At 49.5% G+C, this 26,462-nt stretch carries 22 protein-coding genes; 15 read left to right on the top strand and 7 right to left on the bottom strand.

Going from position 1 to position 26,462, the window contains the following annotated elements:
• Positions 1-14: 14 nt before the first annotated feature.
• Positions 15-1,823, bottom strand: a complete 1,809-nt coding sequence (gene yidC / locus IEY24_RS07205) for a membrane protein insertase YidC (RefSeq protein WP_188930058.1) — start codon at positions 1,821-1,823, stop codon at positions 15-17.
• Positions 1,824-1,910: 87 nt separating this feature from the next.
• The gene (gene pyrG / locus IEY24_RS07210; protein ID WP_188930060.1) at positions 1,911-3,575 is read right to left on the bottom strand and encodes a CTP synthase; all 1,665 of its coding nucleotides are present in this window, start codon (positions 3,573-3,575) and stop codon (positions 1,911-1,913) included.
• 384 nt (positions 3,576-3,959) lie between these two features.
• On the opposite strand from pyrG, the gene IEY24_RS07215 reads away from it, so the two are divergent.
• Positions 3,960-4,859, top strand: coding sequence for a PIG-L deacetylase family protein (locus IEY24_RS07215; protein ID WP_188930069.1), 900 nt, complete (start codon positions 3,960-3,962; stop codon positions 4,857-4,859).
• A 137-nt stretch (positions 4,860-4,996) separates the two neighbouring features.
• On the opposite strand, the gene nspC is transcribed toward IEY24_RS07215, so the two are convergent.
• A complete protein-coding gene (gene nspC / locus IEY24_RS07220) occupies positions 4,997-6,154 on the bottom strand; it encodes a carboxynorspermidine decarboxylase (protein ID WP_188930071.1) in 1,158 nt (385 codons plus the stop codon).
• Positions 6,155-6,277: 123 nt separating this feature from the next.
• Here nspC and IEY24_RS07225 point away from each other — a divergent pair, with 123 nt between their 5' ends.
• The 7 genes from IEY24_RS07225 to IEY24_RS07255 all read left to right on the top strand — a co-directional run bounded on the left by IEY24_RS07225 (position 6,278) and on the right by IEY24_RS07255 (position 15,528).
• Positions 6,278-6,865, top strand: coding sequence for a 3'-5' exonuclease (locus tag IEY24_RS07225; protein WP_188930073.1), 588 nt, complete (start codon positions 6,278-6,280; stop codon positions 6,863-6,865).
• Positions 6,862-7,743, top strand: a complete 882-nt coding sequence (locus tag IEY24_RS07230) for a bestrophin family protein (RefSeq protein ID WP_188930075.1) — start codon at positions 6,862-6,864, stop codon at positions 7,741-7,743. Before IEY24_RS07225 ends, IEY24_RS07230 begins: the two co-directional genes overlap by 4 nt.
• Before the next feature lie 319 nt (positions 7,744-8,062).
• A complete protein-coding gene (locus tag IEY24_RS07235) occupies positions 8,063-8,476 on the top strand; it encodes a hypothetical protein (protein ID WP_188930077.1) in 414 nt (137 codons plus the stop codon).
• A 156-nt stretch (positions 8,477-8,632) separates the two neighbouring features.
• Positions 8,633-9,544 carry a helix-turn-helix domain-containing protein gene (locus IEY24_RS07240; protein WP_188930079.1) on the top strand — a complete coding sequence of 304 codons (912 nt, stop codon included), beginning with the start codon at positions 8,633-8,635 and terminating at the stop codon, positions 9,542-9,544.
• Positions 9,545-9,676: 132 nt separating this feature from the next.
• Positions 9,677-11,068: a TolC family protein gene (locus IEY24_RS07245; RefSeq protein ID WP_229221564.1), complete on the top strand. Its 1,392-nt coding sequence runs from the start codon at positions 9,677-9,679 to the stop codon at positions 11,066-11,068.
• Positions 11,069-11,113: 45 nt separating this feature from the next.
• Positions 11,114-14,374: an efflux RND transporter permease subunit gene (locus IEY24_RS07250; protein ID WP_188930083.1), complete on the top strand. Its 3,261-nt coding sequence runs from the start codon at positions 11,114-11,116 to the stop codon at positions 14,372-14,374.
• A 23-nt stretch (positions 14,375-14,397) separates the two neighbouring features.
• The gene (locus tag IEY24_RS07255) at positions 14,398-15,528 is read left to right on the top strand and encodes an efflux RND transporter periplasmic adaptor subunit (protein WP_188930085.1); all 1,131 of its coding nucleotides are present in this window, start codon (positions 14,398-14,400) and stop codon (positions 15,526-15,528) included.
• Positions 15,529-15,532: 4 nt separating this feature from the next.
• Here the strand turns inward: IEY24_RS07255 and IEY24_RS07260 are convergent, their stop codons facing one another.
• From IEY24_RS07260 to IEY24_RS07270, 3 genes are all read right to left on the bottom strand, one after another.
• Entirely contained in the window at positions 15,533-16,150 is a 618-nt protein-coding gene (locus tag IEY24_RS07260; protein ID WP_188930088.1) for a DUF6134 family protein, read from the bottom strand.
• Positions 16,151-16,343: 193 nt separating this feature from the next.
• Entirely contained in the window at positions 16,344-16,988 is a 645-nt protein-coding gene (locus IEY24_RS07265) for a hypothetical protein (RefSeq protein ID WP_188930090.1), read from the bottom strand.
• Between the two features lie 77 nt (positions 16,989-17,065).
• Entirely contained in the window at positions 17,066-18,571 is a 1,506-nt protein-coding gene (locus IEY24_RS07270) for a serine hydrolase domain-containing protein (protein ID WP_188930092.1), read from the bottom strand.
• 304 nt (positions 18,572-18,875) lie between these two features.
• Here IEY24_RS07270 and IEY24_RS07275 point away from each other — a divergent pair, with 304 nt between their 5' ends.
• The gene (locus tag IEY24_RS07275; protein WP_188930094.1) at positions 18,876-20,039 is read left to right on the top strand and encodes an MFS transporter; all 1,164 of its coding nucleotides are present in this window, start codon (positions 18,876-18,878) and stop codon (positions 20,037-20,039) included.
• A gap of 81 nt (positions 20,040-20,120) precedes the next feature.
• Positions 20,121-21,125, top strand: a complete 1,005-nt coding sequence (locus IEY24_RS07280; protein ID WP_188930096.1) for an alpha/beta fold hydrolase — start codon at positions 20,121-20,123, stop codon at positions 21,123-21,125.
• A gap of 152 nt (positions 21,126-21,277) precedes the next feature.
• Here the strand turns inward: IEY24_RS07280 and IEY24_RS07285 are convergent, their stop codons facing one another.
• Positions 21,278-22,198, bottom strand: a complete 921-nt coding sequence (locus IEY24_RS07285) for a sugar phosphate isomerase/epimerase family protein (RefSeq protein WP_188930098.1) — start codon at positions 22,196-22,198, stop codon at positions 21,278-21,280.
• Between the two features lie 192 nt (positions 22,199-22,390).
• Between IEY24_RS07285 and IEY24_RS07290 the strand changes: the two genes are divergently transcribed.
• From IEY24_RS07290 to IEY24_RS07310, 5 genes are all read left to right on the top strand, one after another.
• Positions 22,391-23,071, top strand: a complete 681-nt coding sequence (locus tag IEY24_RS07290; protein ID WP_188930100.1) for a hypothetical protein — start codon at positions 22,391-22,393, stop codon at positions 23,069-23,071.
• A 19-nt stretch (positions 23,072-23,090) separates the two neighbouring features.
• Positions 23,091-24,104 carry a hypothetical protein gene (locus IEY24_RS07295; RefSeq protein ID WP_188930102.1) on the top strand — a complete coding sequence of 338 codons (1,014 nt, stop codon included), beginning with the start codon at positions 23,091-23,093 and terminating at the stop codon, positions 24,102-24,104.
• A gap of 53 nt (positions 24,105-24,157) precedes the next feature.
• The gene (locus IEY24_RS07300) at positions 24,158-25,180 is read left to right on the top strand and encodes a Ppx/GppA phosphatase family protein (protein ID WP_188930104.1); all 1,023 of its coding nucleotides are present in this window, start codon (positions 24,158-24,160) and stop codon (positions 25,178-25,180) included.
• Positions 25,181-25,313: 133 nt separating this feature from the next.
• A complete protein-coding gene (locus IEY24_RS07305; RefSeq protein WP_188930106.1) occupies positions 25,314-25,814 on the top strand; it encodes a hypothetical protein in 501 nt (166 codons plus the stop codon).
• Entirely contained in the window at positions 25,796-26,458 is a 663-nt protein-coding gene (locus IEY24_RS07310) for a hypothetical protein (protein ID WP_188930108.1), read from the top strand. The genes IEY24_RS07305 and IEY24_RS07310 overlap by 19 nt, the downstream gene beginning before the upstream one ends.
• The last annotated feature ends 4 nt before the right edge of the window (positions 26,459-26,462 follow it).

Raw genomic sequence — 26,462 nt, forward strand, 5'->3', positions numbered from 1 at the left:
ATCTAAAAAACCTTTTATTTCTTCTTAGTCTTCTTCTCTAATTCAGCTTGCTTCTTTTTCGCCTCTTCCGCAGCCTGCAACGACTTTTCAAGGTATTTCTGGAATTTGTTTTGCTTCTTCTCGCCGGTAGCGTTTTTCTTGCGGTTTTCTTCCAGGATATTTTTGATTTTTTCCTCATTTACAAAACGCTTGATCAACAACTGCTGCGCGATCGTTACCACGTTCGAAACAAAATAATAGAACGTAAGACCAGCCGGGAACGAATTCAGGATGAACATGAACATCAGGGGCATTACGTAACCCAATGCCTTCATATTCACCGGTCCTGGCTGTGTCGGAGTATTCTGGTTATTATAATAGGCATAACCAATGCTGGAAATCGTCATCAGGATCGTGAACAAGCTGATGTGGTTACCAATACCGAAAGGAACGCTGAACGGCAGCTTGAAGAACGAGTCGTAAGTGGAAAGGTCACTTGCCCACAGGAACGACTGCTGGCGCAGCTCGATCAGGTTGGGGAACAAAAAGAAAAGCGAGAACAGGATCGGCATTGTTGCCAGTACCGGCACGCAACCACTGAGCGGGCTCACGCCTACCTGCTGATAAAGCTTCATTTGTTCCTGCTGCTGCTTCGCAAGGTCGTCTTTGTTCTGCTCACGGATCTGTTCGAGCTCTGGCCCGAGGATACGCATTTTCGCCATGCTGATGTACGATTTGTAAGTCAGCGGCGTGAGCAACGTTTTGACAAACAATACCAAAAGGATGATCAGCAAGCCGTAATTGCTCACAAATCCTTCGAGCAGGTTGAAAAGCGGAACGAGGACAAATTTGTTGATCGGTTTCAGGAATGCGTAACCGAGGTAAACGTTCTGGTCGAAGTTCTCCGCTTTTACCTTATCCACAATGTGGTATTCGTTTGGACCGAGGTAGAACTGGAAGTTGGCATCCCCTTTCTGAACTGCGGCCGTCGGGATACCCGCGAAAATGTTCATGTTTTTCACGATCACCGAATCTTCCGGGTTCACATTGGCACGCAGGGTCACGTTCGTCAGCGGCGTTTTTTCCGCGATCAGACCGGCCAGGAAGTATTTGTGTTTAATCGTAAACCATTTAACAGGATCGGCCGTCTTTTCCTCTTCATTGGAAGTCGGGCTGGTAGGAAGACTTTTCAGCGCGTCCGTGTAGTAGTTAACGGTAACCACTTCACGGTTTTTCTTCATGTCATTTTCCAGTTGCAGCAGGTCGTTATCCCAATGGAATTCCACCGACTTGTTGGCCGGCAATGCACCGCTGGCCTTGATACCGTAGTCGATTACATAACCGCTGCCGCGTACCACGTAGGTTTGTTCTACCGTCTGGTTGTTTTTGATCGTGGTACGGTAAGTGATTACCGCCGAATCTTTCTCAGCCAATGTACGGTCCTGCGCGTCGGTCGTGAAAGTCTGGTTTGTCAGTCTTACATCGCCGGTTTGCGTAGGCAAATCGATCTGGAAGGTGTTGTGATTTTCGGCAATCAGGTAAAGTGGTTTCTGATCGTAGGTTTTGTAGTTTTTCAACATCACCTCTTTCATTACCCCACCCTTGTTGGTAAAAACCACGCGGGCGTCCTTTGTTTCGATTACCAGGTCTTTTTGAGGAACCGCAGTGGAATCGACTGATTGTGAGGATTTTTGGGTAGTATCCGAAGTGACAGACGCGGGCTTGGCAGCTTCCTTCTTCACCTCCGCTACCGGGGTAGGTTCCACAGGTTTCGGAACCAGCACCTGGTAGCCTATCAGCATCAGCATGATCAAGACCAGGCCGATTACAAAATTTTTATCCATTATTTACTTTAAATTATTGAAATAACATACCGCTTGTAAGGCGGCAAAGGTAACAAGTTTTTTGGCTTAACAGGCCTTAAAATGTGATCAGTGGGAAACCGGATTCAAGGTTTCTACCGACCTTTTTTGCAATGAATAGGATAATGCCGCAGCTACGAAATTAACGAAGATCGGGTGCGGGTTCATCACCGTGCTTTTCAGCTCGGGGTGGAACTGTACCCCAATATAGAATGGGTGGGTAGGCAGCTCGACCATTTCAACCAGATTGTTGTCCGGGTTGATACCGGTGGCGATCAGCCCTTTTTCGTCGAATTCTTTCAAAAATTTGTTGTTGAATTCGTAGCGGTGACGGTGGCGCTCGCTGATATTGGTCTTGCCGTAGATTTTGTGCGCCAATGTGTCTTTCTTAATGCGGCATGAATAAGCCCCCAGACGCATCGTGCCTCCTTTATTTGAAATATCTTTCTGATCTTTCATCAGGTGGATCACCGGATGATCGGTAGCGGCATCCATTTCAACCGAATGCGCATTTTCCCAGCCAATCACGTTACGGGCATATTCAATCACGGCCATTTGCATACCGAGGCAGATCCCGAAGAAAGGAATATTGTTCTCGCGCACATACTGGATCGCGGCGATTTTGCCTTCGATACCGCGCTCGCCAAAGCCAGGAGCTACCAGCACACCATCAAGGTTTTCCAGTTTTTCAACGGCATTCTCGGCAGTAAGGCTTTCGGAATGGATCCACTCGATATTCACTTTGCATTCGTTGGCCGCTCCCGCGTGGATAAACGACTCAATGATCGACTTGTAAGCATCGTGCAGCTCCACGTATTTACCCACCAGACCAATGCGAACCGAATCGATCGGATTTTTCAGTCTCGAAAGGAAAGTCTTCCACGAGTCGAGGTCTACGTCCTTATCATTATAAATGTCGAGCATATATAATGCGCGCTGGTCAAGGCGCTCTTTCAGCATCAGCAAAGGCACGGCATAAATTGTATCCGCATCCATCGCTTCGATCACCGAGTTGACCTGTACGTTACAGAACAACGCAATTTTCTTGCGGATATCGTACGGCAGCGGGTGCTCCGTACGGCACACGAGGATGTCGGGCTGGATACCCGATTCCTGCAACATTCTTACCGAGTGCTGCGTCGGTTTGGTTTTCAGCTCGCCTGCCGAGTTCAGGTAAGGGATCAATGTAAGGTGGATCACCAGCGTGTCCTGCTGGTCCATTTCGAATTTCACCTGACGAACCGCTTCCAGGAACGGCAGGGATTCGATATCCCCTACGCAACCACCGATTTCTGTAATCACAATATCGTAATCGCCGGACTGGCCCAGCAACAGCATGTTTCTTTTCAGCTCGTCGGTAATGTGCGGAACGACCTGTACGGTTTTTCCAAGAAAATCGCCGCGACGCTCGGCAGTAATAACGTTGTGGTAGATACGCCCCGTTGTAACGTTGTTTGCTTGTGAAGTGCGAACGTTCAAAAAACGCTCGTAATGGCCCAGATCGAGGTCGGTTTCGGCCCCATCGTCCGTTACGTAGCATTCGCCGTGCTCGTAAGGGTTCATGGTTCCCGGATCGATATTCAGATATGGGTCAAATTTTTGGATCGTGACTGAGAGACCTCTCGCTTGAAGTAATTTAGCTAGTGATGAGGCAATGATTCCCTTGCCAAGTGAAGATGTAACACCGCCCGTAACGAAAATGTACTTAGCGGTCTTTCGTGCTTTGGAAGCCATAAGACTTTGCTGTTTTTCTATGATTACGGGATACAAAGATACAGGATTATTAGAAGAATCTAAGCGTGCCCTATTTAAATATTTGGCTGGAATACAGTAATACCCTGGAAGTCTGACGGGTTATCAAATATAAATTTTTCGTGCCCTATACACTGGAATCGCGCTTTTTGCCGAAAAGTGCCGGGCTTACAGGCTTCATAAAATGGGTAAAATTCCATTTAAAAAAAGGCTGTTGAAAAATTTATATTTTCGATTACCTGCCTGCACATACCCATCATTGGTCAATTTGATTGGTTTGCATAGAAAATGGGGCTATCGCGGCCCCCGGCAATAGATTAATTTCTATTTTGCACTTATTCCAAACCTTTTATAACCACTTAAAAAATGATCAGAAAGTTACTCTTCCTTCCCGCATTGCTATTTTGCGGTGTCACCGCGATGGCCCAGCAAGCCGCCGACGCGAAGAAACCGCTCAACATTATCGTCTTTGGTGCCCACCCCGACGACTGCGACCTCGGCGCTGGCGGCATTGCCTCTATTTACTCGTCGATGGGGCACAAGGTGAAATTCGTTTCGCTCACCAACGGCGACATGGGCCACCAGGATATCGGCGGCGGAGAATTGGCTAACCGTCGCTACAAAGAAGCGCAGGAAGCTGCACGCCGCTGGGGGATCCAATACGATGTCCTCGACAACCACGATGGCGAATTGCTGCCCACCCTCGAAAACCGCATGGCGGTAATCCGCAAAATCCGCGAATGGAACGCCGACGTGGTCATTGCGCCCCGTACAAACGATTACCATCCCGACCACCGCAATACGGGCGTAGTTGTGCAGGATGCGGCTTACCTGGTTATCGTACCCAATATTCTCAGCAGCGTGCCGCCTTTAACAAAGAACCCGGTTTTTCTGTATTTCCGCGACCGCTTTCAAAGACCAAACCCGTTCCGGCCGGATATTGCTATCGATATCACGGAAAATCTTGCTAAAAAAGTCGACGGGCTGGATGCCCACGTTTCCCAATTTTATGAGTGGCTCCCCTGGACCGACGGCAATCTTGCTAACGTTCCCAAAGACGCAACCGAACGTAAAAACTGGCTGCTCAAATCCATGGAAAGGCGCTCCTCGGTAACGCCTGAAATCAGGGCTTCCCTGGAAAAATGGTATGGCACGGAGAAGGCGGAAAAGGTAAAATACGTGGAGGTTTTTGAGATAACTGAGTACGGGAAACAACCAAATGCGGAGGAAGTAAGAAGGCTATTCCCGATGTTGCCGAAGCTATAAAACCCCGGTGCATTTACACGGCACTTAATGCACTTTGCCCTCAAAAATGAAGCGGCGTTCCCGAATGTCATTTAGAACATTTCCGGGAACGCCGCTTTCTATTTTGTAACCGATTTTAAATAAATTGTCTACATTTACTACGATAACCTGTCTTTGAAACTTTCGTAGCCATAAGAACGAACCAGCTGAAAATTTTGATCAGCTTTCCATATCCCAATGGAAGGTAAATTAACACCGTTAAATGTGGTAGTCTTTACCATGGTATAGTGGATCATATCCTCGAATATGATTTTATCTCCGATTTCGAGCGGTTTATCGAACGAATAATCACCCATATAGTCCCCTGCCAGACAGGTCATTCCACCCAGCCTGTAAGTTGGTTTTCCTGCCACCCGCTCCTGGTGCGCGCCACGTATAGCCGGCTTGTAAGGCATCTCCAGCGTGTCGGGCATGTGAGCCGCGAAGGAGGTGTCCAATATAGCCACATCAATGCCCTGACTATCGAGGACATCGAGCACGGTCGTATACAGAATCCCGGTGCGCCAGGCGATGGCTGAACCCGGTTCGAGGATTACTTCCAGATTGTACTTTGCCTTGATAGTACTAACTAATTTTATTAGCTTACTAATATCGTATCCCTCCCTCGTCATGAGGTGCCCGCCTCCCATGTTGAGCCATTTGGCCTGATGCAGCAAATCACCAAACCTCGCTTCCAATGCTTCGAGCGTGCGTTCTAAGGTATCGCTGCCATTTTCGCACAGCGTATGAAAGTGAATGCCGTCGATCCCTGTGGGAAGCTCGTCGGGCAGCTTGTCGCGCGTAACACCCAGGCGCGAGCCCGGTACGCACGGATTATACATGTCGGTGGCCACCTCCGAGTACTGCGGGTTTACGCGGATGCCGCATGAAAGCGTCTTACCGGGGTTAGTCGCTTTGTAAGCCTCTACCCTGCTCTGGAAGCGCTCCCATTGGCTCAGGGAATTGAAAGTAATGTGGCTACTGCGCTGCATGATCTCCTCAAACTCGCTGTCGAGGTACGCCGGCATATAAGTATGCGACTGGTAGCCCATAAAGTCGTTGATCAGCTTCACCTCGTTGAGTGAGCTGGCAGTGGCGCCTGAGAGGTATTCCTTCACGATCGGAAAGGCACTGTACATCGAAAATCCTTTCAATGCGAGGATAATCTGGCATCCCGCCGCCTTCTGGACCGAGTCGATCAGTTCGAGGTTTTTACGGAGCAATTCCTCTTCCAATATGAAACACGGGGACGGAATTTCTTTAAAATCAATAGCCATTTGCTATAAATGAGTGTTTGTAGAATCTTCTTGCATGCAATGATTGCATAATTTTGTACACAAAACTATAAGTTTGAGTTTCCAAATCATGACCATTTTTCACACAGCCCCGCTAGCCTGCCTATGTCCTTCCTTGTTTTAGATATCGAAATGACCGGGCCGGAACCGGGTTGGAACGAGATTATCCAGATCGGCGCGGAGTTTTTTGACGACAATTGGCGGTCGCTCGGCACCTACCTGCAAAACGTGTATCCCGAAAATGAGGAGGCATTTTCAGTCAAATCCGAAGAGGTTCACGGGCTTTCGCTCGACGACCTGGAAGATGCGCCGATGATTTACGACGTGATCCCCGAATTTGAAAAGTGGATCAAAAAACTCAATGTCGGTAAGCCGAGCCTTGCCAACGTCATTATTTGCGGACAGAGCGTGATCAACGATATCAATTTCCTGCGTTATGCCTACCGCAACGAGAAATTAAAATGGGGCTTCTCCAACAAAATGCTCGACCTCCACACCGTCTCCTATTTATTCTTCCAGATCCTCGAAAAGAACGGCAAACAGGTGCCGCGATCCCTCAGCCTCGGCTCAGTGGCCAGCTATTTCGGGTTCGAGCGGGAGGAAGAGACACACAATGCGTTGGAAGATGCCCGCCTAACTGCGAAATGTTTTAAAGAATTTTTCAAGCTCATCGACCAGGTCAAGCTAGTATGATCGATTACAACCCCAAAGAGTGGTTCCGCTATATTTTCTATTTCCAGAAGGCCGACACCGTCCGCAAACTGGCGCCGATGATCCTTATAATGGCGGCTTATTCCAGTATTGTTGCTTACATTATCATCATCCATCTTAAAATCACCGAGAACAACGACCTGAAAAACATCTCGCTGATGCACTCGCTGCTCGGCTTTGTGATTTCGATGCTGCTCGTGTTCCGCACCAACACTGCCTACGACCGCTGGTGGGAAGGCCGCAAACAATGGGGTTCACTGATGAACGGCAGCCGCAACCTCGCATTGAAGATCGCCGCGCTGATCGGGCCGGAATATGCTGCAGAGCGAGAGTTCTTCACGAAAATGATCCCTAACTATGCATTCGCGTTGAAAAACCACTTGCGCAACCATTACAGGTCCGACGAGTTTGAAGACACCGCGCTTTACAAAAAATCGTCGCTCATCACGACCGACCATATCCCCAACCAGATCGCCGCTTCATTGTTTTCCAAGGTCATCGAGCTACAACGGAAGGGCGTGCTGCTGCCCGAGCATACCATCCTATTAAACCACGAACTTGAAGGTTTTACCAATATCTGCGGGGCTTGCGAGCGCATCAAGAACACACCTATTCCGCTGTCTTACAGCTCTTTTATCAAAAAATTCATCTTCATTTATTGCCTTACGCTGCCAATCGGCTACGTGTTCAGCCTACATTTCCTTGTCATCCCGTTCGTGATGTTCGTATTTTACATCCTGGCCAGCCTTGAAGTGATTGCCGAAGAAATCGAGGATCCGTTCGGCGAGGACAGCAACGATTTGCCGATGGAGCGCATCTGTAAGGGCATCCAGACTTCGACGTACGCGTTGCTCAAATAGGCCCGAATTGCCGTAAAGATTAGAAAGTGGTTAGAAACTGATTAAAATCAAAAATTTTTCCGGAATTCGCGCTGGGCTTCTTTTTACTTGATTTCCCTGCCCGTAGCTACTTTTTAACCAAAACCACTTTTCCCGGAAACCCGATTTCAGCAATTCCTCCGTTTTTGATTAACATTGGCTTAATATAGCGCCTTGTTTTTGCCAAAACAGCCGTTTTGTGAGTTATTAGAACATTTGGCAATGCTTTTTTCTGTTGTTAATTTTCATGAAATCCCCTATCACCAGGGGCCGATAAAGTGAGAATAAACGATTACCAAACATGAAAAAAGTCCCGTTTTTAACAGCCATATTCATTGCAGGATTGTTCACCATCGCCGCCAGTGCGCAGTCGATCGTCGATCCCGGCATTTCAGTTTACAATTACAAGCATCCGAACAAAGCCGCGCAGGCCAAAGCAGCCGGTAAGGATCAAAATACGATACGCGTCGCAAACATCCGGACTGTCGAACGCTTCGGCAAGTACCAGACCAGGTATGTGAGCACGACGCCCAAATATGCACCTCGCCCTGCCACACTCGTCGTGACGCGCGAATACAAGCCGGAAGGAGTGGAAATCAATCCGCTGAACTCGCCGAGAAACTACAAAACCCCCACTCCCAGTGTGAGCAAAGACACAGCGCAAATGGCTGATTACTACAATACGCCGGATAAGGTTTATCCGACACAAGATTAACCATTATATAAGTGCACGAAACGCCGGCTTCTGTGAGGCCGGCGTTTTTTTTGTTTAACCGGGAAAGAATATCACAATACCATGCGCAGCGCCCATTTAATTAATTTTTAACCCTTCCGCTTTGTAGCCAATATTTGAATTTCATAATTTCAGCTCATGATACCGAATGAGACCGTAGCGCATTTTTACCAGACGCACCCCGCCGCGAAAGGACTAAGAGGTCCGGACAAAACGACCGGAGATGAAGGTCATTTCAATGTGTTCTCCAGGGTATTCTGCAACAAATACACTTCCTACGCGAGGAGGGACTTTTACAAGATTTCGCTCATCCTTGGAAAAGGGAAGATTACCTACGGCAACCAGGAGATCGATATCAACCGTAACGCATTGGTTTTTTTCAACCGGAACGTGCCGTATTCATGGCAGGCACTGTCGGAAGAGCAATCGGGCTATTTCTGCTTGTTTACAGATCAGTTCCTGAGTACGATTAGCCGCTCAGCGACGGTGAGCGACTGCCCTATCCTGCGCAACGACTCCATTCCCGTGTATTTCATTGATGAAGAGCAGCAGGAATATCTGCTCAGTATCTTTGGTAAAATGCAGGCCGACATCGAATCGAACTACGTGCATAAGTATGACCTTATGCGCAACTACGTGAACGTGCTTTCGCACGAAGCGATGAAAATGCAGGTGTCGGAGGTTAGCGACGTGCATGTGAACGGCTCGGCGAAGCTGTCGTCCCTGTTCCACGAACTCCTCGAACGCCAGTTCCCCATCGAATCCCCAGAGCATAAGCTCAAACTGAAAACTGCCAAAGACTACGCCACCCGGCTCGGCGTGCATGTGAACCACCTGAACCGGGCATTGAAAGAAATCACCGGAAAAACTACCACCGAACACATTATCGACCGTGTGCTGACGCAATCCAAAGTAATGCTCCGGCATTCCAACTGGAGCATCGCCGAAATCGCATTCTGCCTCGGATTCGAATATCCCGCCTACTTTAATAACCTTTTCAAAAAGCAGATCGGCATCACCCCGAAATCGTACCGCGTACACGAACGCTAGGGATGTTTGAATTTTATAAGATATTGTTTGAAAGTAATAAACATTGCTGCCAGCCACAGGATTACCTTTGCGAAGCAATTCGACGGGCCTGTCGGACTACCCGGTTCAGTTGCCATATAATTCTGAATGCAAATGACATCGAAGAAGTATTTCCCCTCCCTGTTACTGACCCTCTCGCTGGTCGGAGCCGGTGAGAAACTATGTGCCCAAACACTTACATTACAACAGGCCGTGGAAACGGCGGTCGCCAATTACGGGAGCATCAAAGCGAAGACCAGCTACCTGAATGCCTCGAAGGCGACGGTACTGCAAAGTAAAAAGGAATACCTCCCCAATTTCAACCTCTCGGCCCAGCAGGACTACGGCACCATCAACGGCCAGAATGGCCCGCTCTACGGCCTCGGGCTTTCGGTGGCGTCCTCAGGCCTGCCGCTGCCACACCAAAACTGGAACTCGGCATTCGGAGCACTTTATCTGACCAACGTCAACTGGGATTTTTTCGCATTCGGCCGGGCACGCGAGCGTATCAACGTGGCGCAATCGGCCGTAAACCGCGACCGGGCCGATCTGGAACAGGAGCAATTCCAGCACAGTGTACGCGTAGCCGCCGCTTACCTGAACCTGCTCGCCGCCCAGCGCCTGATCCGTTCCTGGGAAAACAACCTGGAACGCGCCAATGCATTGAAAACCGTTGTAGTTACCCGCGCCAAAAACGGGCTGATACCGGGCGTAGACTCCTCGCTGGCCAATGCGGAAGTGTCCAATGCGAAGATCAGCATTACCCAGGCAAAGGATTTTGAGCAGGAACAGGCCAACAATCTTGCCCGGCTCATGGGCATTACCGATCAACGTTTCCAGCTAGACACGCTGTTGCTCGCACGCATTCCCCGCACACTGGCCGATTCTGCCGGCAAAACTGAAAATCACCCGCTTTTGAAGTTCTATGCCAACCGCATTGCCGTCAGCGAACAACAGGCCAGATACTTCCACACGCTCGGGATGCCGGTTTTCTCGCTGTTTGGGGTATTTCAAGGTCGTGGTGCCGGATTTTCATCGAGCTATGCCCAGGACCAGACGGCCTATACCCATAACTATTTCGAGGGCATCAAGCCGGTCAGGGCCAACTACCTGCTCGGTGTCGGCGCTACCTGGAACATGACGAGCATCCTGCGCACGCGCCAGCAGGTGATGTCCCAGAAGTTTGTTTCCAATGCATTAAAAGAAGAATACGACCTGGCGGACCAGCAACTGAAAAACCAGCTCATTCTCTCCGAAACGAAGATTGACAATGCCCTAGCCAATTACCACGAGGCACCCGTGCAGGTACAATCGGCCTCCGACGCCTATTTGCAGAAGAGTGTTTTGTATAAAAACGGCCTCAGCAATATCGTGGACATGACACAGGCGCTTTACGTCCTGAACCGCGCTGAAACCAGCCGCGACATCGCCGCGACGAATATCTGGCAGGCAGTGCTGCTCAAAGCCGCTGCCAGTGGCGATATCGGTACGTTTCTGAACCAGTAGCGCTCACCCGCTAACTGAATTTTATATTACAATTCCTCTTGTAACATGGATTTAATACGTTTTGCATTACGTAAACCCATAACCATCATGGTGGTGGTGGCCGGTTTATTCTTTTTCGGTATCGATGCGGTGCGGAAGATCAAGGTCGATATTTTCCCGAAACTCGATTTGCCGGTGATGTACATCGCGCACCCGTTCGGGGGCTACACGCCCGACCAGATGGAGACTTTCTTCGCCAAGCAATATATCAATATCCTACTCTATGTGAACGGGATCAAAAGCATTGAAACGAAGAACATCCAGGGGCTTACCCTGATGAAGGTGAACTTCTACCCTGGTACCAACATGGCGCAAGCCTCGGCGGAGCTCAGTGCATTCACCAACCGGGCGCAGGCCATTTTCCCGCCGGGCTCCAACCCACCGTTCATCATCCGGTTCGATGCTTCGACATTGCCGGTTGGCCAGCTTGTACTGAGCTCTGAAAAACGCAGCAACAACGAATTGCTCGACCTCGCGAACGTATACGTGCGCTCGACGTTTACTTCTATTCCCGGACTTGTATCGGCTCCCCCTTTCGGTGGTAATATTCGTACGATCGTCGTAAAAGCCGACCCGGAGCTGCTTCGCGCCCATAACCTCACCCCCGACCAGTTGGTGGAAGCATTAAGGGTGAATAACCAGACGGCTCCATCGGGTAACGTGCGTATTGGCGATAAAAACTACATTACGCCTACCAATACGACCATTCACACAGTTAAGGAGTTTGAAAACATCCCCTTGTTTAAAGGCGGCGTGCAGAACTTGTACCTTCGCGATGTGGCGACGGTGGAAGACGGTGCCGACATTACTTCCGGCTACGGGCTGGTGAACGGCAAGCGCTCGGTTTATTTAAGTATTGCCAAAAGCGCCGACGCCTCGACGTGGGAAGTAGTTCAAAACCTAAAAAAGGCCATTCCGCGCATTCAGAGCACATTGCCGGAGGACGTGAAGGTGAGCTACGAGTTCGACCAGTCTACTTATGTCATGAACTCCGTGATGAGTTTGCTCACGGAAGGTGCCATCGGTGCGATCCTGACCGGATTGATGGTACTCCTCTTTCTGGGTGACCCACGCGGTGCATTGATCGTAATCCTGACCATCCCGACGTCCATTATCTCCGGCGTTTTGTTCCTGAACCTCTTCGGACAGACGATTAATATCATGACATTGAGTGGATTAGCACTCGCTATCGGTATCCTTGTCGATGAAAGTACGGTGACGATCGAGAACATTCACCAGCATTTTGATATGGGCAAACCCAAGGCGCTCGCCATTTGGGATGCCTGTAAGGAAATCGCATTCCCCAAATTGCTGATTCTTTTCTGTATCCTGGCCGTATTTGCACCCGCATTTACCATGGGAGGCATTCCCGGGTCATTGTTCCTTCCGCTCGCTTTGGCGATCGGTTTCAGTATGATCGTTTCGTACTTCCTGGCGCAGACCTTCGTGCCGGTAATGGCCAACTGGATCATGAAAGTGAAGCACCACCAGAAAGCCGACGGTTCGGAAATGACCGACGCCGAAGAGTTTGCCGCCTCCGGCCTCAGCAAAGACCCTGATGCCCAAAAAGAAGCATTGATTCACCGGGCAGATACCGACCAGAATGGCAAAATCAGTGCATTCGAGCGGATCCGGGCACGGTTTATGCGCTTCATCAACCGCGTAATGCCTTTCCGGAAGCCGATAGTGGTCGCATACCTGATCATTACCACGGCATTAGCCGCATTTTTGCTTACCAATATTGGAAAGGATGTTTTGCCCAAAGTAAACGGCAGCCAGTTCCAGGTGCGCTTGCGTGCTCCCGAGGGCACGCGTATGGAGCGCACGGAAGAGAAAACACTGAAAACGATCGACATTATCAAGAAGATCGTGGGGCCGCAAAATGTGTCGGTAACGTCGGCTTATGTGGGCCAGCACCCCTCATTGTTCTCAGTAAACCCGATTTACCTGTTCATGGCAGGCCCTCAGGAAGCGGTTTTGCAAGTGGGTTTGAACGAGGAATTCCACACGAATCTGGATGAGCTGAAAGAAAAGATCCGCAAGGAAGTAAAGCAGGCCATCCCGGATCTGACCATGTCTTTCGAACCCATTGAACTGACCGACAAGATCCTCAGCCAGGGCTCCCCCACGCCGATTGAAGTACGGATGTCGGGACGTGATAAGAAAGTGAACGAGCAATATGCGCAGAAAGTAATCGCGAAATTGAAGGAAATCCGCTATTTGCGTGACATTCAATTAGGTCAGTCGAACAAATACCCTGCTATTAAAATTGAAGTCGACCGGATGCGGGCGGCACAACTGGGTGTGGATATGAATGATGTTTCGAGATCGCTGATCGCTTCGACTTCCTCGTCGCGCTATACCGACAAGAACATCTGGGTCGACGAAAAAGGCGGTTTCAGCTACGCGGTGCAAGTGCAAATCCCGGAAAGCAAGATGAACAGCGTACAGGAAATGGGTGAAATCCCATTGCTGAGAAATGCCAACCGTCCCGTACTGAGCGACATTGCCACCATTACACCTGATACCACTTATGGCGAAAACGATAACCTCGGTGCCATGCCCGTGCTTTCGGTAACTGCCAATTTGAACAATATCGACCTAGGTGTGGCACAAGCCGACGTGAAAAAAGCGCTGGCCTCCCTCGGAGAACTCCCCCGCGGGCTTACCGTAGAGCTGGTCGGTTTGAGCCAAACATTGACCGATACATTGGACAGTCTTCAAAACGGGCTCGTTGTGGCCATTGTCGTGATATTCCTGATGCTGGCTGCTAACTTCCAGTCGTTTAAAGTGTCGGCGATCGTACTGGCGACCGTGCCGGCGGTAATTCTCGGTTCGCTTGCATTGCTGATGGTAACTGGCTCCACATTGAACCTTCAATCGTACATGGGCATTATCATGTCCGTGGGGGTATCCATTTCCAATGCCGTGCTTTTGATTACCAACGCCGAACAGCTCCGAAAGCACAGTGGTAATGCCATTGAAGCTGCGAAAGAATCAGCTGCATTGCGCCTCCGCCCTATTGTGATGACCGCCGTTGCGATGGTGGTAGGTATGGTACCCATGGCTAGTGGCCTGGGGGAAGCAGGTGACCAGTCGTCGCCGCTGGGCCGTGCGGTAATCGGCGGGCTGATCGCCTCCACATTCGCTGCATTGTTCATTCTTCCGCTCGTATTTGCGTGGGGACAGGGCAAAGCAACGACACAAAGCGTTTCGCTCGATCCCGAGGATGAAGAAAGCAAGTTTTATGTTCCAATGACCCGCTAATCAAAAACCGAACTTATCCGACTATGAGACATATTCATCAAATTGCCATGACCGTACTCGTTGCAGGTGCAGCGACGGTCCTGCAAAGCTGCGGTTCCTCACAGGCCGAAGAAGAAGAGGGCAAAAAAGCCGCCGCTGAAACGAGCGTCCACCTGGTGGATGCATTCCCCCTTAAAAAGGAACAACTCGCATCGCACATTCAAATCCCTGGCGAACTGATCGCGTTCCAGCAAGTGGATATTTACGCGAAAGTGAGCAGTTTTGTCAAAAAACTCCATGTCGATGTGGGTAGCGAAGTCCGCGAAGGCCAGCTGCTGGCGACGATGGAGGCACCAGAGCTCACCTCCCAGCTGGTAACAAGCGAATCGCGCCTGAAATCATTTGAAGCCATTTACCAGGCCAGCAAAGCTAATTATGAACGTTTGCTGGAAACCAGCAAAACACCCGGTACCGTTTCCCAGAACGATCTGGACGTGGCGCTGGCAAAACAGCGCTCCGACCTCGCTCAGCTTGACGCGGCTCGCTCTGCCAGCCGTGAAATCACAGATACCCGCAATTACCTCGAAATACGGGCTCCTTTCAGTGGCATTATTTCCGCGCGTAATGTGAGTACGGGCGCATACGTGGGACCGTCGGGTAAAGGCTCGGAATTTCCGCTTTTCACGCTGGTAGAGCAGCGGAAATTGCGTTTGGTTGTGAGTGTGCCGGAGCAATATACAAGCTACCTCAAAAACCAGAGCCAGGTTACATTTAAAGTGAAGTCGTTGCCTAACCAGGATTTTCAGGCCAAGGTAACCCGCCTCGCGGGCGCACTGGACGTCCGTTTACGCTCGCAACGCACGGAAATGGATGTACTTAACACTGATAGAAAACTTTTACCTGGTATGATTGCAGAGGTCTCGATCCCGTTATCAGGCAATGCAGGCACTTTTGCTGTTCCAAAGTCGGCCGTACTGAACTCGACGCAAGGCACTTACGTAATCAAGGTCGTGGAAAACCGGGCGGTGTGGGTACCGGTGACGACGGGCAGCAGCAATACTGAAAAAACCGAGATCTTCGGAGACGTTAAAGAAGGCGATGTACTAGTAAAAATAGCCAATGAAGAGATCCGTGACAATTCGGATTTGAAGCATGTGAAGCAGACAGCGATTTAGGCTGTCAGCGGAGGGCCGTTTTCCCCTCTTTCAATACAATTCTTAATTTAAAACCTGCAAGATCGGTCTTTACCTCACGGCAAAGGCCGTTTTTGTAGGAATACACCCCTTGCTTGCCGTCCGGCAAGGTCACCCCATATTTGCCGTCAGAGAGTTTCCGGATGTTGCACATCTTGCCGTACCGTTCGGAATAGACCTCGGTAATGTTGATGGGTTCTTTATAATAAAGGCTGGTAATGGTGCTGCTAATGGGCTTGTTCACAACCATGCTTGGCTTGTCCTCCGCATCTTCGCCCGAAAACAACACTTCATAAAGCGATTTCGAACTGGTTTTCGTCAAAGTTTTTTCCTTAAGATCGCCGTTGACGTGATGTGCGCAGGTGGCCGAAACGAGCTTCCCCTGCACATAGTTGGTCTGGGTCGAGTATGACCCTTTATAGAACATGACTTTAAAATCCGACTCAATGCGGTGCGTTTCCGTATTGTCGACGCCTTTTTCATCAAATACCTTTAAAGATCCGATCGTACGGCCTGCCACGATCACATCGTAGACGTTCTGCCCCCTGGCAACGGAGGCAGCGAGCATTAAAAACCCCATCATTACAAATCCCGATAAACGCATCTTTCCTCTTGTTTTGTTTTCCTCATAGTGTGCAATCACTTAATAACTCTACTATTTCTATTCCTATTGTACTTCAACAAAGATTATCAAGCGGTTAACTTAATGAATGCGTGGAAAGATTGGCGACCGTTCGGGAAAAAGGGGGATTAAATGCCACAACAGTTAGTGAACGGCACTTAATCCCGCTCTTCGCTCAAAACCGTCCGAATTTCAGGGTGAGGTTATAAGAAATGTTACTCAAATCGCTATCGGTAAGGCCATTGCCCTTTGCATTAAATGCTTTACGATAAGAAACCCCGGGGCTAAACCGCATCCATTTCAGCAAATTAAACTCTACCTGCACACCAGGTTCCATGACGAAAAAACATTTGATGTCGTCATCGTCGTAGCGATCGTCCCAGTCGTCCCAATCCCGATCGTCGAAATCGCGGCGGTCGTATTGCAGGGTGAAGCCCGTGCCCGTCAGCAAATTGGCCGTGAAATGCACCTTACGCGTCGATGCGAACACATATTCCGTCATTAACCCGATCTGACCGTACTGATAGGTCATTTTACGGGCTGGGAAATTCTGTTCTAAAACCGGTACCGGAATGTAGTTGGTCGTAGCAGAAGCCCCAATCCCGAGCAAAAACCGCTGATTAATAAACCAGCCACCGTACAGCTCGGCCATATTCGCATAATCCCCGTTGATTTTCGTGAATTTATTGGAAATCGCCGCGTAACCTCCCGACCGATGAATCCCCCGGCTTTGGAAAAGCGTTTGGTTATCCTGCGCAAAGGTGTTGGCCGTCGCAGCCAGGCTAAAAATGAAGATGAGTGATAGAATAGTCCTTTTCATAATCGCTAAGTTGTTTCTTTCGAGACAACCGGCCTCCTCGGTCCCCCTATTCCCTTCTTGATTTTTTAGTAAAACATTTATTTCACCGCCGAAAAATCGAGCTGCTGGATCAATGCAGGATTTTCGGGTGACAGTGTGAAAAATACACGGATGATCCCCGAAGTGCATTTCAACGTAAATGTGCCTCTCAACTGGTTTTCAGCCACCATGTCCGTCGAACCGGTAATGGTCCCCGCTTTGGCGAGCAATGCATCCAGCTCCCTGCGGCGGTGCGATACGGAACGGTCCGGGAAGAAATTTTCTGCAAAGATGCCGCTCTGCTCCGCATTCTGCCACGTTGGGAGGAGTTTTACGAGTTGCTCTTTTCGTTGTTTTAGAATGCTGGAAACGGCTACCGGCAAAGGTTTCAATCCGGCTAATGCAATGACCGTGTCGAGCACGGCCGTGTTGATCGTCGCCATGCCTGCATACGTGCGATTTGCGTGGGCAATAATTCCGATGCCATATTCCGGCAAAATCTGCCACTGGCTGCCGAAACCGGGCAGACCGCCTGTGTGGCCGATACCTGTCCTCCCCTCGCAATCCCTGCTCCATCGCAACCCATAACCGTATGCCGAAACCATCGCGCACGGACGCCCACCGGGGTATTTATAGGAAGCGTTCAGGCTATTGAAGTTCCAGGGCATTTGCATTTCGCGCACGTCGCTGCGCATTACCGGCCCCGTTTCTACTTGGGACGACGGCGGCCAAGCCGATAAATGGAATGCCACATACTTACTGAAATCATCGATGGAAGTGATAAGTCCGCCCATCGCACCGTAGGTCCCGTCATGTTCCAGTTCCTCTTCCTTCCACACATCGTCTTCGTAGCGATACCCATGTGCCAGCAGGCTTTTGGGAGCCTCAGTGTATTCCCAAATGGTACTGGTCATGCCCAGCGGTTTAAAAATCACTTCATTAATATATTGCTGATAAGGTTTGCCGGAAACGTTGCTGATGATCTTCCCCAGCATTGCAAAGCCCAGGTTGGCATATTCATAAGTCACACCCGGTACATTGGAAAAGGAAATGCCCTTCGAAATCAGCGCGATCAGGTCTTCGTCTTTGGTGTCCAGCTGGCGGTCGCCCCAGGGATTATCCTCCGGAAAGCCGGCCATGTGTGTAAGCAAATGCCGGATCGTGATCGCGGGTGCGTCCGCGGTGAGCGAGGGCATGCTTTTCAGTTCGGGAATATAGTGGTAAGCCGGATCGTCGAGTTTGAGCTTCCCCTCCTTTCGCAGCGCCAAAATGCCCATCGCCGTTACACTTTTCGACATCGAAGCAATGCGGAAAAGCGATTTTGGGCTTGCTTTCGTCGATGTAGCGATCTCGGAAAACCCGTTGGCGCCCGATAGCACCAGTTTCCCATCCACCACCAGCCCGAAAGCCAGTCCCGGAAAATGGTTTTTCTCCGCATAGTCGCGATAGAGCCGTTCGATAACCGGCAAGGTCGCCCGGATTTTGTCGAGCCGCTCGGGAGAGGCGGTTTGTGACCAGGTTTGGAGTGCTAGTAAACTTAGGAGTGAGGAAAAAATGGCTCGCATCGGGCAGGGGTTAGGTGATCTGTGAAGTTAAAAAACAGCGACCGTTTTGCCTACTATTTCGATTACAACCAACCAATCACGCGCAGTTCAATCTCTAAAATGCAACAATTCTTGGTTTTGTACAACACATACTTTTTAATTTAATTTAAAAAATACAATTTCTATGAATCAAATAAGTGCCAGATGCGTTAATTTTGCATTAGATAAGAATCAGCAACTGCTCATAATGCAATTTTCGAAGCACTTGTCATTGAATCAAAGAAATTAAAAAAATTATATTAGAGATATACAAATCACACCACTCATGAACTATTCAATATTCGCTCCTTCCGATTCCAGACGATATCTAAGATGGGCCGTCGCGGCCTTCTTCTTCGTGCAAGGCCTCAGCTTCGCTGCCTGGGCAAGCCGGATCCCCGACATTAAGAACATGCTTCACCTGACAGAAGGCGGGCTTGGAACCGTACTTCTCGCACTTCCTCTTGGCCTGATGGCCAGCCTGCCGATCTCCGGCTGGATGGTAACACATTACGGCAGCAAGAAAATGGTGCTCATCGGTGCCGTTTTGTATGCTATCACCCTGACATTCATTGGCTTTGTGACCCGGACCGAGCAGCTCGTCATTGCGTTGTTCGCATTCGGGCTGTGGGGTAACCTTACCAACATCGCGGTGAACACCCAGGCTGTGGCCGTAGAACAAGTCTATGGAAAATCCATTATGGCTTCATTTCACGGTTTGTGGAGCCTTGCGGGCTTCGTGAGCGCGATGATCGGTTCGTTGTTCATTTCGGTCCACATCCCGCCTCATGTGCATTTTCTGGTTATCGCCGTATTCGCATTTGCCATCATTTTCACGGCCTACAAGCATACGATGCCCGACACTGAAAAAGAGGCTGGCGAAGAGCAACCTATGTTCGTCAAACCCGACCGCGATTTGCTCACACTTGGCCTGATCGGCTTCTGTGCGATGGTCTGCGAAGGTGCGATGTTCGATTGGAGCGGCGTCTATTTCCAGGAGGCCGTTCACGTGCCTGCTTCTATGACGACGCTCGGTTATGTGGCATTTATGGGTACCATGACGGGCGGACGTTTCGCCGGTGACTGGCTTGCCAATCGCCTCGGACGCCGCAAAATGCTACAATTAAGTGGCTTGCTAATGGGTACGGGGCTGGCGATCTCGGTGGCATTCCCCTACCTGGTCCCTGCAACGATCGGTTTTCTGCTGGTAGGTTTCGGTGTATCATCGGTTGTTCCGCTCGTTTACAGCGCAACCGGTAAATCCAAAACAATGTCGGCGGGAATGGCGCTTGCTGCGGTTTCTTCCATCAGCTTCATCGGCTTCCTGATCGGCCCGCCGTTGATCGGTATCGTGGCGCAATTCGCCAACCTCCGCTGGTCGTTCGCGATCGTGGGTGTGCTGGCGACGTTGACGGCCTACTTGTCAACCAAAGCCCGTTTGATCGACTAAGGTATATTGGTATATATTTTTCCATGCAAAAAGAGGATAGCGGCGACGTTATCCTCTTTTCGTTTTTAAAGCGCTTAACCTATGAGAAAACTTAGCCTGGGCATTGGCCTGCTCTTCCTTTCATTTACCGCCGTGCAGGCGCAAAACGACTCGCTTCGGCCCCTGGATATGAACCTGGAAGCATATACCTATCCATTTCCCGTCGACTATCTGGAATTTGAATCGCAGGGCGAAAAGCTCCGCATGGCGTACATGGATGTGCGCCCTACACGTGCGAACGGGCACGCGGTCGTGCTCCTGCACGGGAAGAATTTCAATGGCGCATACTGGGAAGAAACTGCCAGAGCACTTGCAAATAAAGGCTTTCGCGTGATCATTCCCGATCAGATCGGTTTTGGAAAATCGACCAAGCCGCTGCATTTCCAGTACTCATTCCACGAGCTGGCAGCTAACACTAAAAAGATCCTCGACAAATTAAGCATCACCAAGGTCGCCATTCTGGGGCATTCAATGGGCGGGATGCTGGCTACCCGTTTCACATTAATGTATCCGGAAGCAGTTGAGAAATTCATCCTCGAAAACCCGATCGGCCTTGAAGATTATAAGGTGAAAGTGCCATTCCAGCCGGTGGATAAATGGTATATGAGCGAACTGAAAAGCGATTTCAATTCCATTAAAAACTACCAGTTAAACAGCTACTACGATGGCAAGTGGAAGGATGCCTACACCAAATGGGCAAATCTTCTGGCAGGCTGGACGCTCGGCAAAGACTACCCGAGAGTGGCCTGGAACAGCGCATTGACGTACGATATGATCTACACACAACCTGTTTGCTACGAATTCGGGCAGATTAAGGCTCCTACGCTCCTCATTATCGGCCAACGCGACCGAAGCGCCGTCGGGAAAAACCTGGCGCCTGAGCACGAGCGAAAAACGCTTGGGAATTATCCGGAACTTGGCAGACAAACCAAGGCAAAAATTGCCAATAGCGAGCTTGTGGAGCTGGACAATATCGGCCACTTGCCCCATATCGAGGATTTCACCAGCTTTATCAGCCCGCTAATACGATTTCTGGAAAAGAAATAGCGTTAATTTACATTTATAACATATGCTAAATTTATAAATATAAATCAAAAAAATACCGCACAGATCCTGATCATGTGCGGTATTTTTTGAGCGGTACTGATATCGTTTTTTATACCATACCTACATCAAACCGCTTCTGCAAGAATGCATTCTCAGCCCAAAAACTGATTCACGTAGTTACGGCTGGTAAGAATAGCGCTCTTCACATCGGTAATGTTTCCTTCGTAAGCTTTATCTTCTACTTCAATTACAACCGGGCCGCGATAGCGTACGTCTGTCAATGCAGCGAAGAAACCGCGCCAGTTCACGTCTCCGAGTCCGGGGAGCTTGGGAGAATGGTATTCCAGTGGATTAGCCAGAATACCCACATTATTCAATTTATTTTTATAAACTTTCGCATCTTTCAAATGCACGTGGTGTAACCTTGATTTATAATTATAAATTGGCAGTAATTCGTCCATCATCTGCCAGATCATATGCGACGGATCGTAGTTTAATCCGAACAACGGGTTGGGAATCATTTCAAACATCCTGTCCCACACAGCAGGACTGATCGCAAGGTTCTTCCCTCCCGGCCATTCGTCGTCGGTGAAGAACATCGGGCAGTTTTCGATACCTATTTTTACATTGTTTTCCTCGGCTACTTTCACAATCGCGGGCCATACATCGGCAAAGCGGGCCAGGTTATCCTTAATGCTTTTGGAAGGGTCGCGCCCGATGAAAGTGGTCACCACCGGAATACCGAGCTTCGCCGCCCCGCGGATTACCTGTTTAATGTGTTCTATATAATATTCGGAGCGATTCGGATCGGGATCGAGAGGGTTCGGATAGTAGCCCAGCGCCGAAATGAAGACCCCTGCTTCACTCAGGGTATGCCTGATGGACGCCACTTTCTGGTCGGTGAGGTTGCTCACGTCGATGTGGGTCACGCCCGCATACCGGCGGCTGTCGGCATTATCGGCCGGCCAGCACATCATTTCCACACACGAAAAGCCATTGTTCCCGGCAAATTGAACGACATGTTCGAAGCCAAAATCGGCCAGAATTGCACTATTAAAACCTAATTTGAGCATAAGGATTTAGTTTTTTGGCAAACATCCGCAAAAAACGAGCGGGTTTCAAGGATTAGCGGAAATTCCCATCCAAAATTTCAGAGGCTTCATCAACACAGGGCACCATTGGTAAATATCGCCCCCTATGAAATCCTCCGAATTTTAGTAATATTGATCCGACAAAAACTGTGGAACTTAACACTTTATACACTTATGGCAGACTCTGAACCGGGTATTGGTAAAAAGATACTTAGCTTTTTTATCAACGATGCCGACGCAACACCTCAAAAGCCGACCGCCACGGGCCCCGCTCCCGAACCGTCCAAACCTGCTTCCGCGCCCGCTACGGTGACAAATGCCGCGGGAGCCGGCCAGATTGATAAGAAATTCGTGGAGCATTTTGTTAATCTCCTCGAAAAAGCGAACCTGCCCGGCCCTGATTATTTCGAATACAAGCAGGCGCTACAAGGTATGGAAGGGCTTGGTTTGGGCGAGGAAAAACAGTTTCAGGCAGCCTGGGCGAGTTTCAAAGTCATGGGTGGCGCAAAAGATACCACCGTTCTCAAAACTTCCGCCGATCAGTACCTTGGAATTCTGAGCAAAGACCGCGATTCGTTCCTGAAAGATGTCGAAAAGGCAATCAAAGAACGGGTGGGCGCTTTGCAGGAAGAACACAAAAAGTTGGAAGAAACTAATGCCGCTTATGCGCAGCAAATCATTGATTTGCAGAAGAAAATCGACGATAACAAGAACCGGCTGGGGCAGATCTCCGGCGAGGTCTCGGAACAAACCGCCAAGATTAATACCAATAAGGACAGCTTTGAGGTCACTTACGTGAGCTTTGTGGACCAGATTCAATCTGATCTGGCTAAAATCAATCAATATCTTCAATAAACCTGACAACTAAATCACAATGGCAACACCAGATTTCACCCAGATCGGCGGCTCACAGGAGGATAACTCCAAGAAATCCTATTGGAGCCGACCGGAAGGCATTACCTCCCTCCTTTTTATGGGAGGCGTAGGCGCCATAGTTCTCTATTTCTGGAACAAAATAGCCGCTTTCCTGATCGAGGTAACCCAGAATACGCTATACCTCGGCTTCCTGATGGCCGTGCTCGCGCTGGTAATATTTCTCCTGACGAGCAAAGATGTTCGCACGGCGGCATTCTTCCTCTTTAAATCGCTGATGCGCAGCATTACCGGCCTCATTATCAAGCTCGACCCTATCGCGATCATGAAGATTTACGTCGACGACTTAAAGGAAAAACGCGAGAAAATGCAAGGGCAGATCAATACGCTGGCGGGCCAGTTGGTGAAGCTGAACAAGAATATTAATGAGAACAACGAGCGCATTAAGCAGAAATTTGCAGAAGCCAACAAGGCGAGCACCATGCTGGATCGCCCTGGTATGAAGGAAACCGCATCGCTCGCTACCATCGAAGGAGCCGGTTTGCAGGAAATGAACGAGAAGCTTCTCCCCTTGCAGCGAAACATGAAGACCGTGCTCGAATTTATGGAAAAAGTAAACAAGAGTGCAGATTACATTATTAAAGAAACCGAGATAAAGGTTAAACTAAAAGAAGCAGAATATAGAATTGTAAAGGAAAGCTCCAATGCATTGCGTACCGCTATCAGCATTTTCAAGGGTAACCCCGACAAGAAGTTCTACTTTGACGAGTCGATGGAGTACATTCAGGACGATATGAGTCAGAAGCTTGGAGAGATGAAACGTGCAATGGATTTGTCGCTCGACTTTATCAATGGCGTGGATGTGCAGAATGGTTTGCTATCCGACAAAGGCCAGGCGATGCTGGAAGCTTACAATTCGGGTCAATTCAGACTGATCCAGCTGGATTCGCCACAACCCGCCACCCGCTCGATAGATACCCCGAAAGATTCGAGCTACAAGGGCTTGCTGGATTGATAATTCTTCATTTATTCGCTTCATATTTTTCATTTCACAGACCATAACTACACATGAAAAGACTAACAGTTGCCGGCCGGTTGATCATCACCGTCCTGATTTTGGGAGCCATATTTGTTGGGTATAAATACCTGGGCGGGAAAAAAGCCCTGAATCAAATGGCCGAGGACCAGGCACAGACCCCTCAGACCGAAGCGACTACAGGCGAGGCTGAGAGCACCGCATCTGATCCGGGCACCTCATCGAACAGCGAAGCCACTACGTCGGCTACGAGTGCATTCACGTACACGCCACCCGCGCCCGTTGACGGGAAATTGAAAGGTGTGGTAGAACTTGGCGCCAGCGGTTTCAACTCATTTATCATTACCGTTGATAAGAACAAACGTTGGAAACTCGAAAAATCGGAGTTTGGAAATAGCCTTGTGACCGAGAATATGGCTACTGACGAAGATGTTCGCATTGGTTTGAAAAAGTATATCGGTACTATGCTCGACTATGGCGTGGGCAGCAAAGACATCCATTTCGTGGTAAGCTCAGGCGCTGCGAAGGCCGAGGTTACAACCAAGATTACCCGTGTATTGAAGTCACTTGGCTATGTAGTAAACCAGGTAACGGCAGAGCAGGAAGGCCAGCTGGCGTTGAAGTCGGTACTTCCAACCGAATACGCCGACAAGGCATTTGTAGTGGACATTGGCTCAGGCAACACTAAAATCTCCTGGATCAACGGCGGAAAAATCTCCGCTCTCGAATCATACGGAGCGAAGTACTTCCAGGACGGTACCGACGATTCGAAAGTATACCAGGAAGTGAGCGCCAAGGCAAAGCAAATTCCTGCCAACCTCCGCAACACCTGTTTCATTATCGGCGGAGTACCTTTCGAAATGGCAAAGGAAGTACGCAAGGGCAAGGAACGCTACACCACATTAAGCGCGCCCCTGGCCTATTCAAAATTGACAAATGCCAAATCCAAAGCAGGAGTTAACATCTATAAAGCCGTAACCGACGCAACCGGCTGCCAGCAATTCGTATTCGACTGGGACGCTAATTTCACGATCGGGTTTTTATTGGGGCTGTAAAATTTAGAAAGAGAGGAATGGGAGGAAAGGGAGGATGGAGGAAAGGGAGTAAGTAATATTCCCTAGATCTTTCTCCCTTTCTAAATTTCCTTCCTCCCCTTCCTCCCCTTCCTCCTTTCCTCCCTTTCACAACATGACACTATCACAATTCTTCGCCTCCATTTCAACTAATCCCTGGCCTGCGGTAGTTTACTTTTTGATATTACCATTTACGGCGTGGGTGGTTGGGACGGCGGCGGATGGAAGCCGGGATATAAAATTCTGGAGTATCATTTATGCCATCCTGGTTTACGCAGTTTGCATTCCGGGCATCTTCGCGGTTACGCTCAACATTTACCTCTTTCTGTTCGAACGCCAGAGCATCTGGCAAGCCAACATCGTTTTGCAGTATTTGCCTGTCATTTCGATGGCGATTACGCTGATGTTGATCAAAAGTAAGATTCCTTTCTCCCTGATACCCGGTTTTGGGAAAATTTCAGGATTTCTTACCTTAATTGCCGCGCTCATCGGCGTGATGTGGTTTTTCGACAGAATCCACTTAGTAGCATTCACTTACGTTCCATTTTCGGTCATTTTAATCGGTTTTGTACTCACTTTGCTAGCCATAAGGTTTGCATGGAGCAAATTGTTCTGAACAACGGCACGTTTATTCAAATCTCGGTCAGCGACGAGCAGAAATTTTTTGCCCGCCAGCTGGTCAACCATTCCATCCGACACCACCATATCTCCAATATTTGGGATAAGAACGAAGACCGCCTCGCGCAGACCCGCATGATGCGCTTCACGGGAACGCTCGGCGAGATCGTCTTCGCCGACTGCTACCACCTGCCCCGCCCTGCGCGCTCCTTTGGCGCCACCGACGGCCAGGACTGGGGGCAGGACTTCCTCATCCGCTCCGACGCCGAAAACTTCGCCGTCGACATCAAGTCCATGAAACGTCGCTCGGGCATCCTGGCCGGAGACTATGTTTTGAACATCCCTTCTTCCCAGCTCCACAGGCCCGGCTCTAAGACCTCGCATTACTTCTGCATTTCGTTCCACCAATCCGACACCGAGGGCACCATTGCCTCCTTGCTTGGGTTCATTGATAAGCACGCATTAGAAAACGGGGAGACCGGAAAGTTGTTTCATGCCGGGACGAAGCGTACACGAGCGGACGGGAGCACCTTTTCATTCAACGAAGCCACTTATGAAGTGCTATTTTCTGACATCGCACCGCCGGTGGTAACTAATTCGGTCCGTAGGATAAAGGGATTCCGGATGTGCGAATTGAAATGAGTAA

The sequence above is a fragment of the Dyadobacter endophyticus genome (genome assembly GCF_014641595.1).
In the GTDB taxonomy this organism is placed as follows: Bacteria; Bacteroidota; Bacteroidia; order Cytophagales; family Spirosomataceae; genus Dyadobacter; species Dyadobacter endophyticus.

Bases quoted from the DNA above. Each gene is read 5' to 3' on its own strand.
- yidC (WP_188930058.1), bottom strand. From the start codon at position 1,823: ATGGATAAAAATTTTGTAATCGGCCTGGTCTTGATCATGCTGATGCTG.
- pyrG (WP_188930060.1), bottom strand. From the start codon at position 3,575: ATGGCTTCCAAAGCACGAAAGACCGCTAAGTACATTTTCGTTACGGGC.
- IEY24_RS07215 (WP_188930069.1), top strand. From the start codon at position 3,960: ATGATCAGAAAGTTACTCTTCCTTCCCGCATTGCTATTTTGCGGTGTC.
- nspC (WP_188930071.1), bottom strand. From the start codon at position 6,154: ATGGCTATTGATTTTAAAGAAATTCCGTCCCCGTGTTTCATATTGGAA.
- IEY24_RS07225 (WP_188930073.1), top strand. From the start codon at position 6,278: ATGTCCTTCCTTGTTTTAGATATCGAAATGACCGGGCCGGAACCGGGT.
- IEY24_RS07230 (WP_188930075.1), top strand. From the start codon at position 6,862: ATGATCGATTACAACCCCAAAGAGTGGTTCCGCTATATTTTCTATTTC.
- IEY24_RS07235 (WP_188930077.1), top strand. From the start codon at position 8,063: ATGAAAAAAGTCCCGTTTTTAACAGCCATATTCATTGCAGGATTGTTC.
- IEY24_RS07240 (WP_188930079.1), top strand. From the start codon at position 8,633: ATGATACCGAATGAGACCGTAGCGCATTTTTACCAGACGCACCCCGCC.
- IEY24_RS07245 (WP_229221564.1), top strand. From the start codon at position 9,677: ATGACATCGAAGAAGTATTTCCCCTCCCTGTTACTGACCCTCTCGCTG.
- IEY24_RS07250 (WP_188930083.1), top strand. From the start codon at position 11,114: ATGGATTTAATACGTTTTGCATTACGTAAACCCATAACCATCATGGTG.
- IEY24_RS07255 (WP_188930085.1), top strand. From the start codon at position 14,398: ATGAGACATATTCATCAAATTGCCATGACCGTACTCGTTGCAGGTGCA.
- IEY24_RS07260 (WP_188930088.1), bottom strand. From the start codon at position 16,150: ATGCGTTTATCGGGATTTGTAATGATGGGGTTTTTAATGCTCGCTGCC.
- IEY24_RS07265 (WP_188930090.1), bottom strand. From the start codon at position 16,988: ATGAAAAGGACTATTCTATCACTCATCTTCATTTTTAGCCTGGCTGCG.
- IEY24_RS07270 (WP_188930092.1), bottom strand. From the start codon at position 18,571: ATGCGAGCCATTTTTTCCTCACTCCTAAGTTTACTAGCACTCCAAACC.
- IEY24_RS07275 (WP_188930094.1), top strand. From the start codon at position 18,876: ATGAACTATTCAATATTCGCTCCTTCCGATTCCAGACGATATCTAAGA.
- IEY24_RS07280 (WP_188930096.1), top strand. From the start codon at position 20,121: ATGAGAAAACTTAGCCTGGGCATTGGCCTGCTCTTCCTTTCATTTACC.
- IEY24_RS07285 (WP_188930098.1), bottom strand. From the start codon at position 22,198: ATGCTCAAATTAGGTTTTAATAGTGCAATTCTGGCCGATTTTGGCTTC.
- IEY24_RS07290 (WP_188930100.1), top strand. From the start codon at position 22,391: ATGGCAGACTCTGAACCGGGTATTGGTAAAAAGATACTTAGCTTTTTT.
- IEY24_RS07295 (WP_188930102.1), top strand. From the start codon at position 23,091: ATGGCAACACCAGATTTCACCCAGATCGGCGGCTCACAGGAGGATAAC.
- IEY24_RS07300 (WP_188930104.1), top strand. From the start codon at position 24,158: ATGAAAAGACTAACAGTTGCCGGCCGGTTGATCATCACCGTCCTGATT.
- IEY24_RS07305 (WP_188930106.1), top strand. From the start codon at position 25,314: ATGACACTATCACAATTCTTCGCCTCCATTTCAACTAATCCCTGGCCT.
- IEY24_RS07310 (WP_188930108.1), top strand. From the start codon at position 25,796: ATGGAGCAAATTGTTCTGAACAACGGCACGTTTATTCAAATCTCGGTC.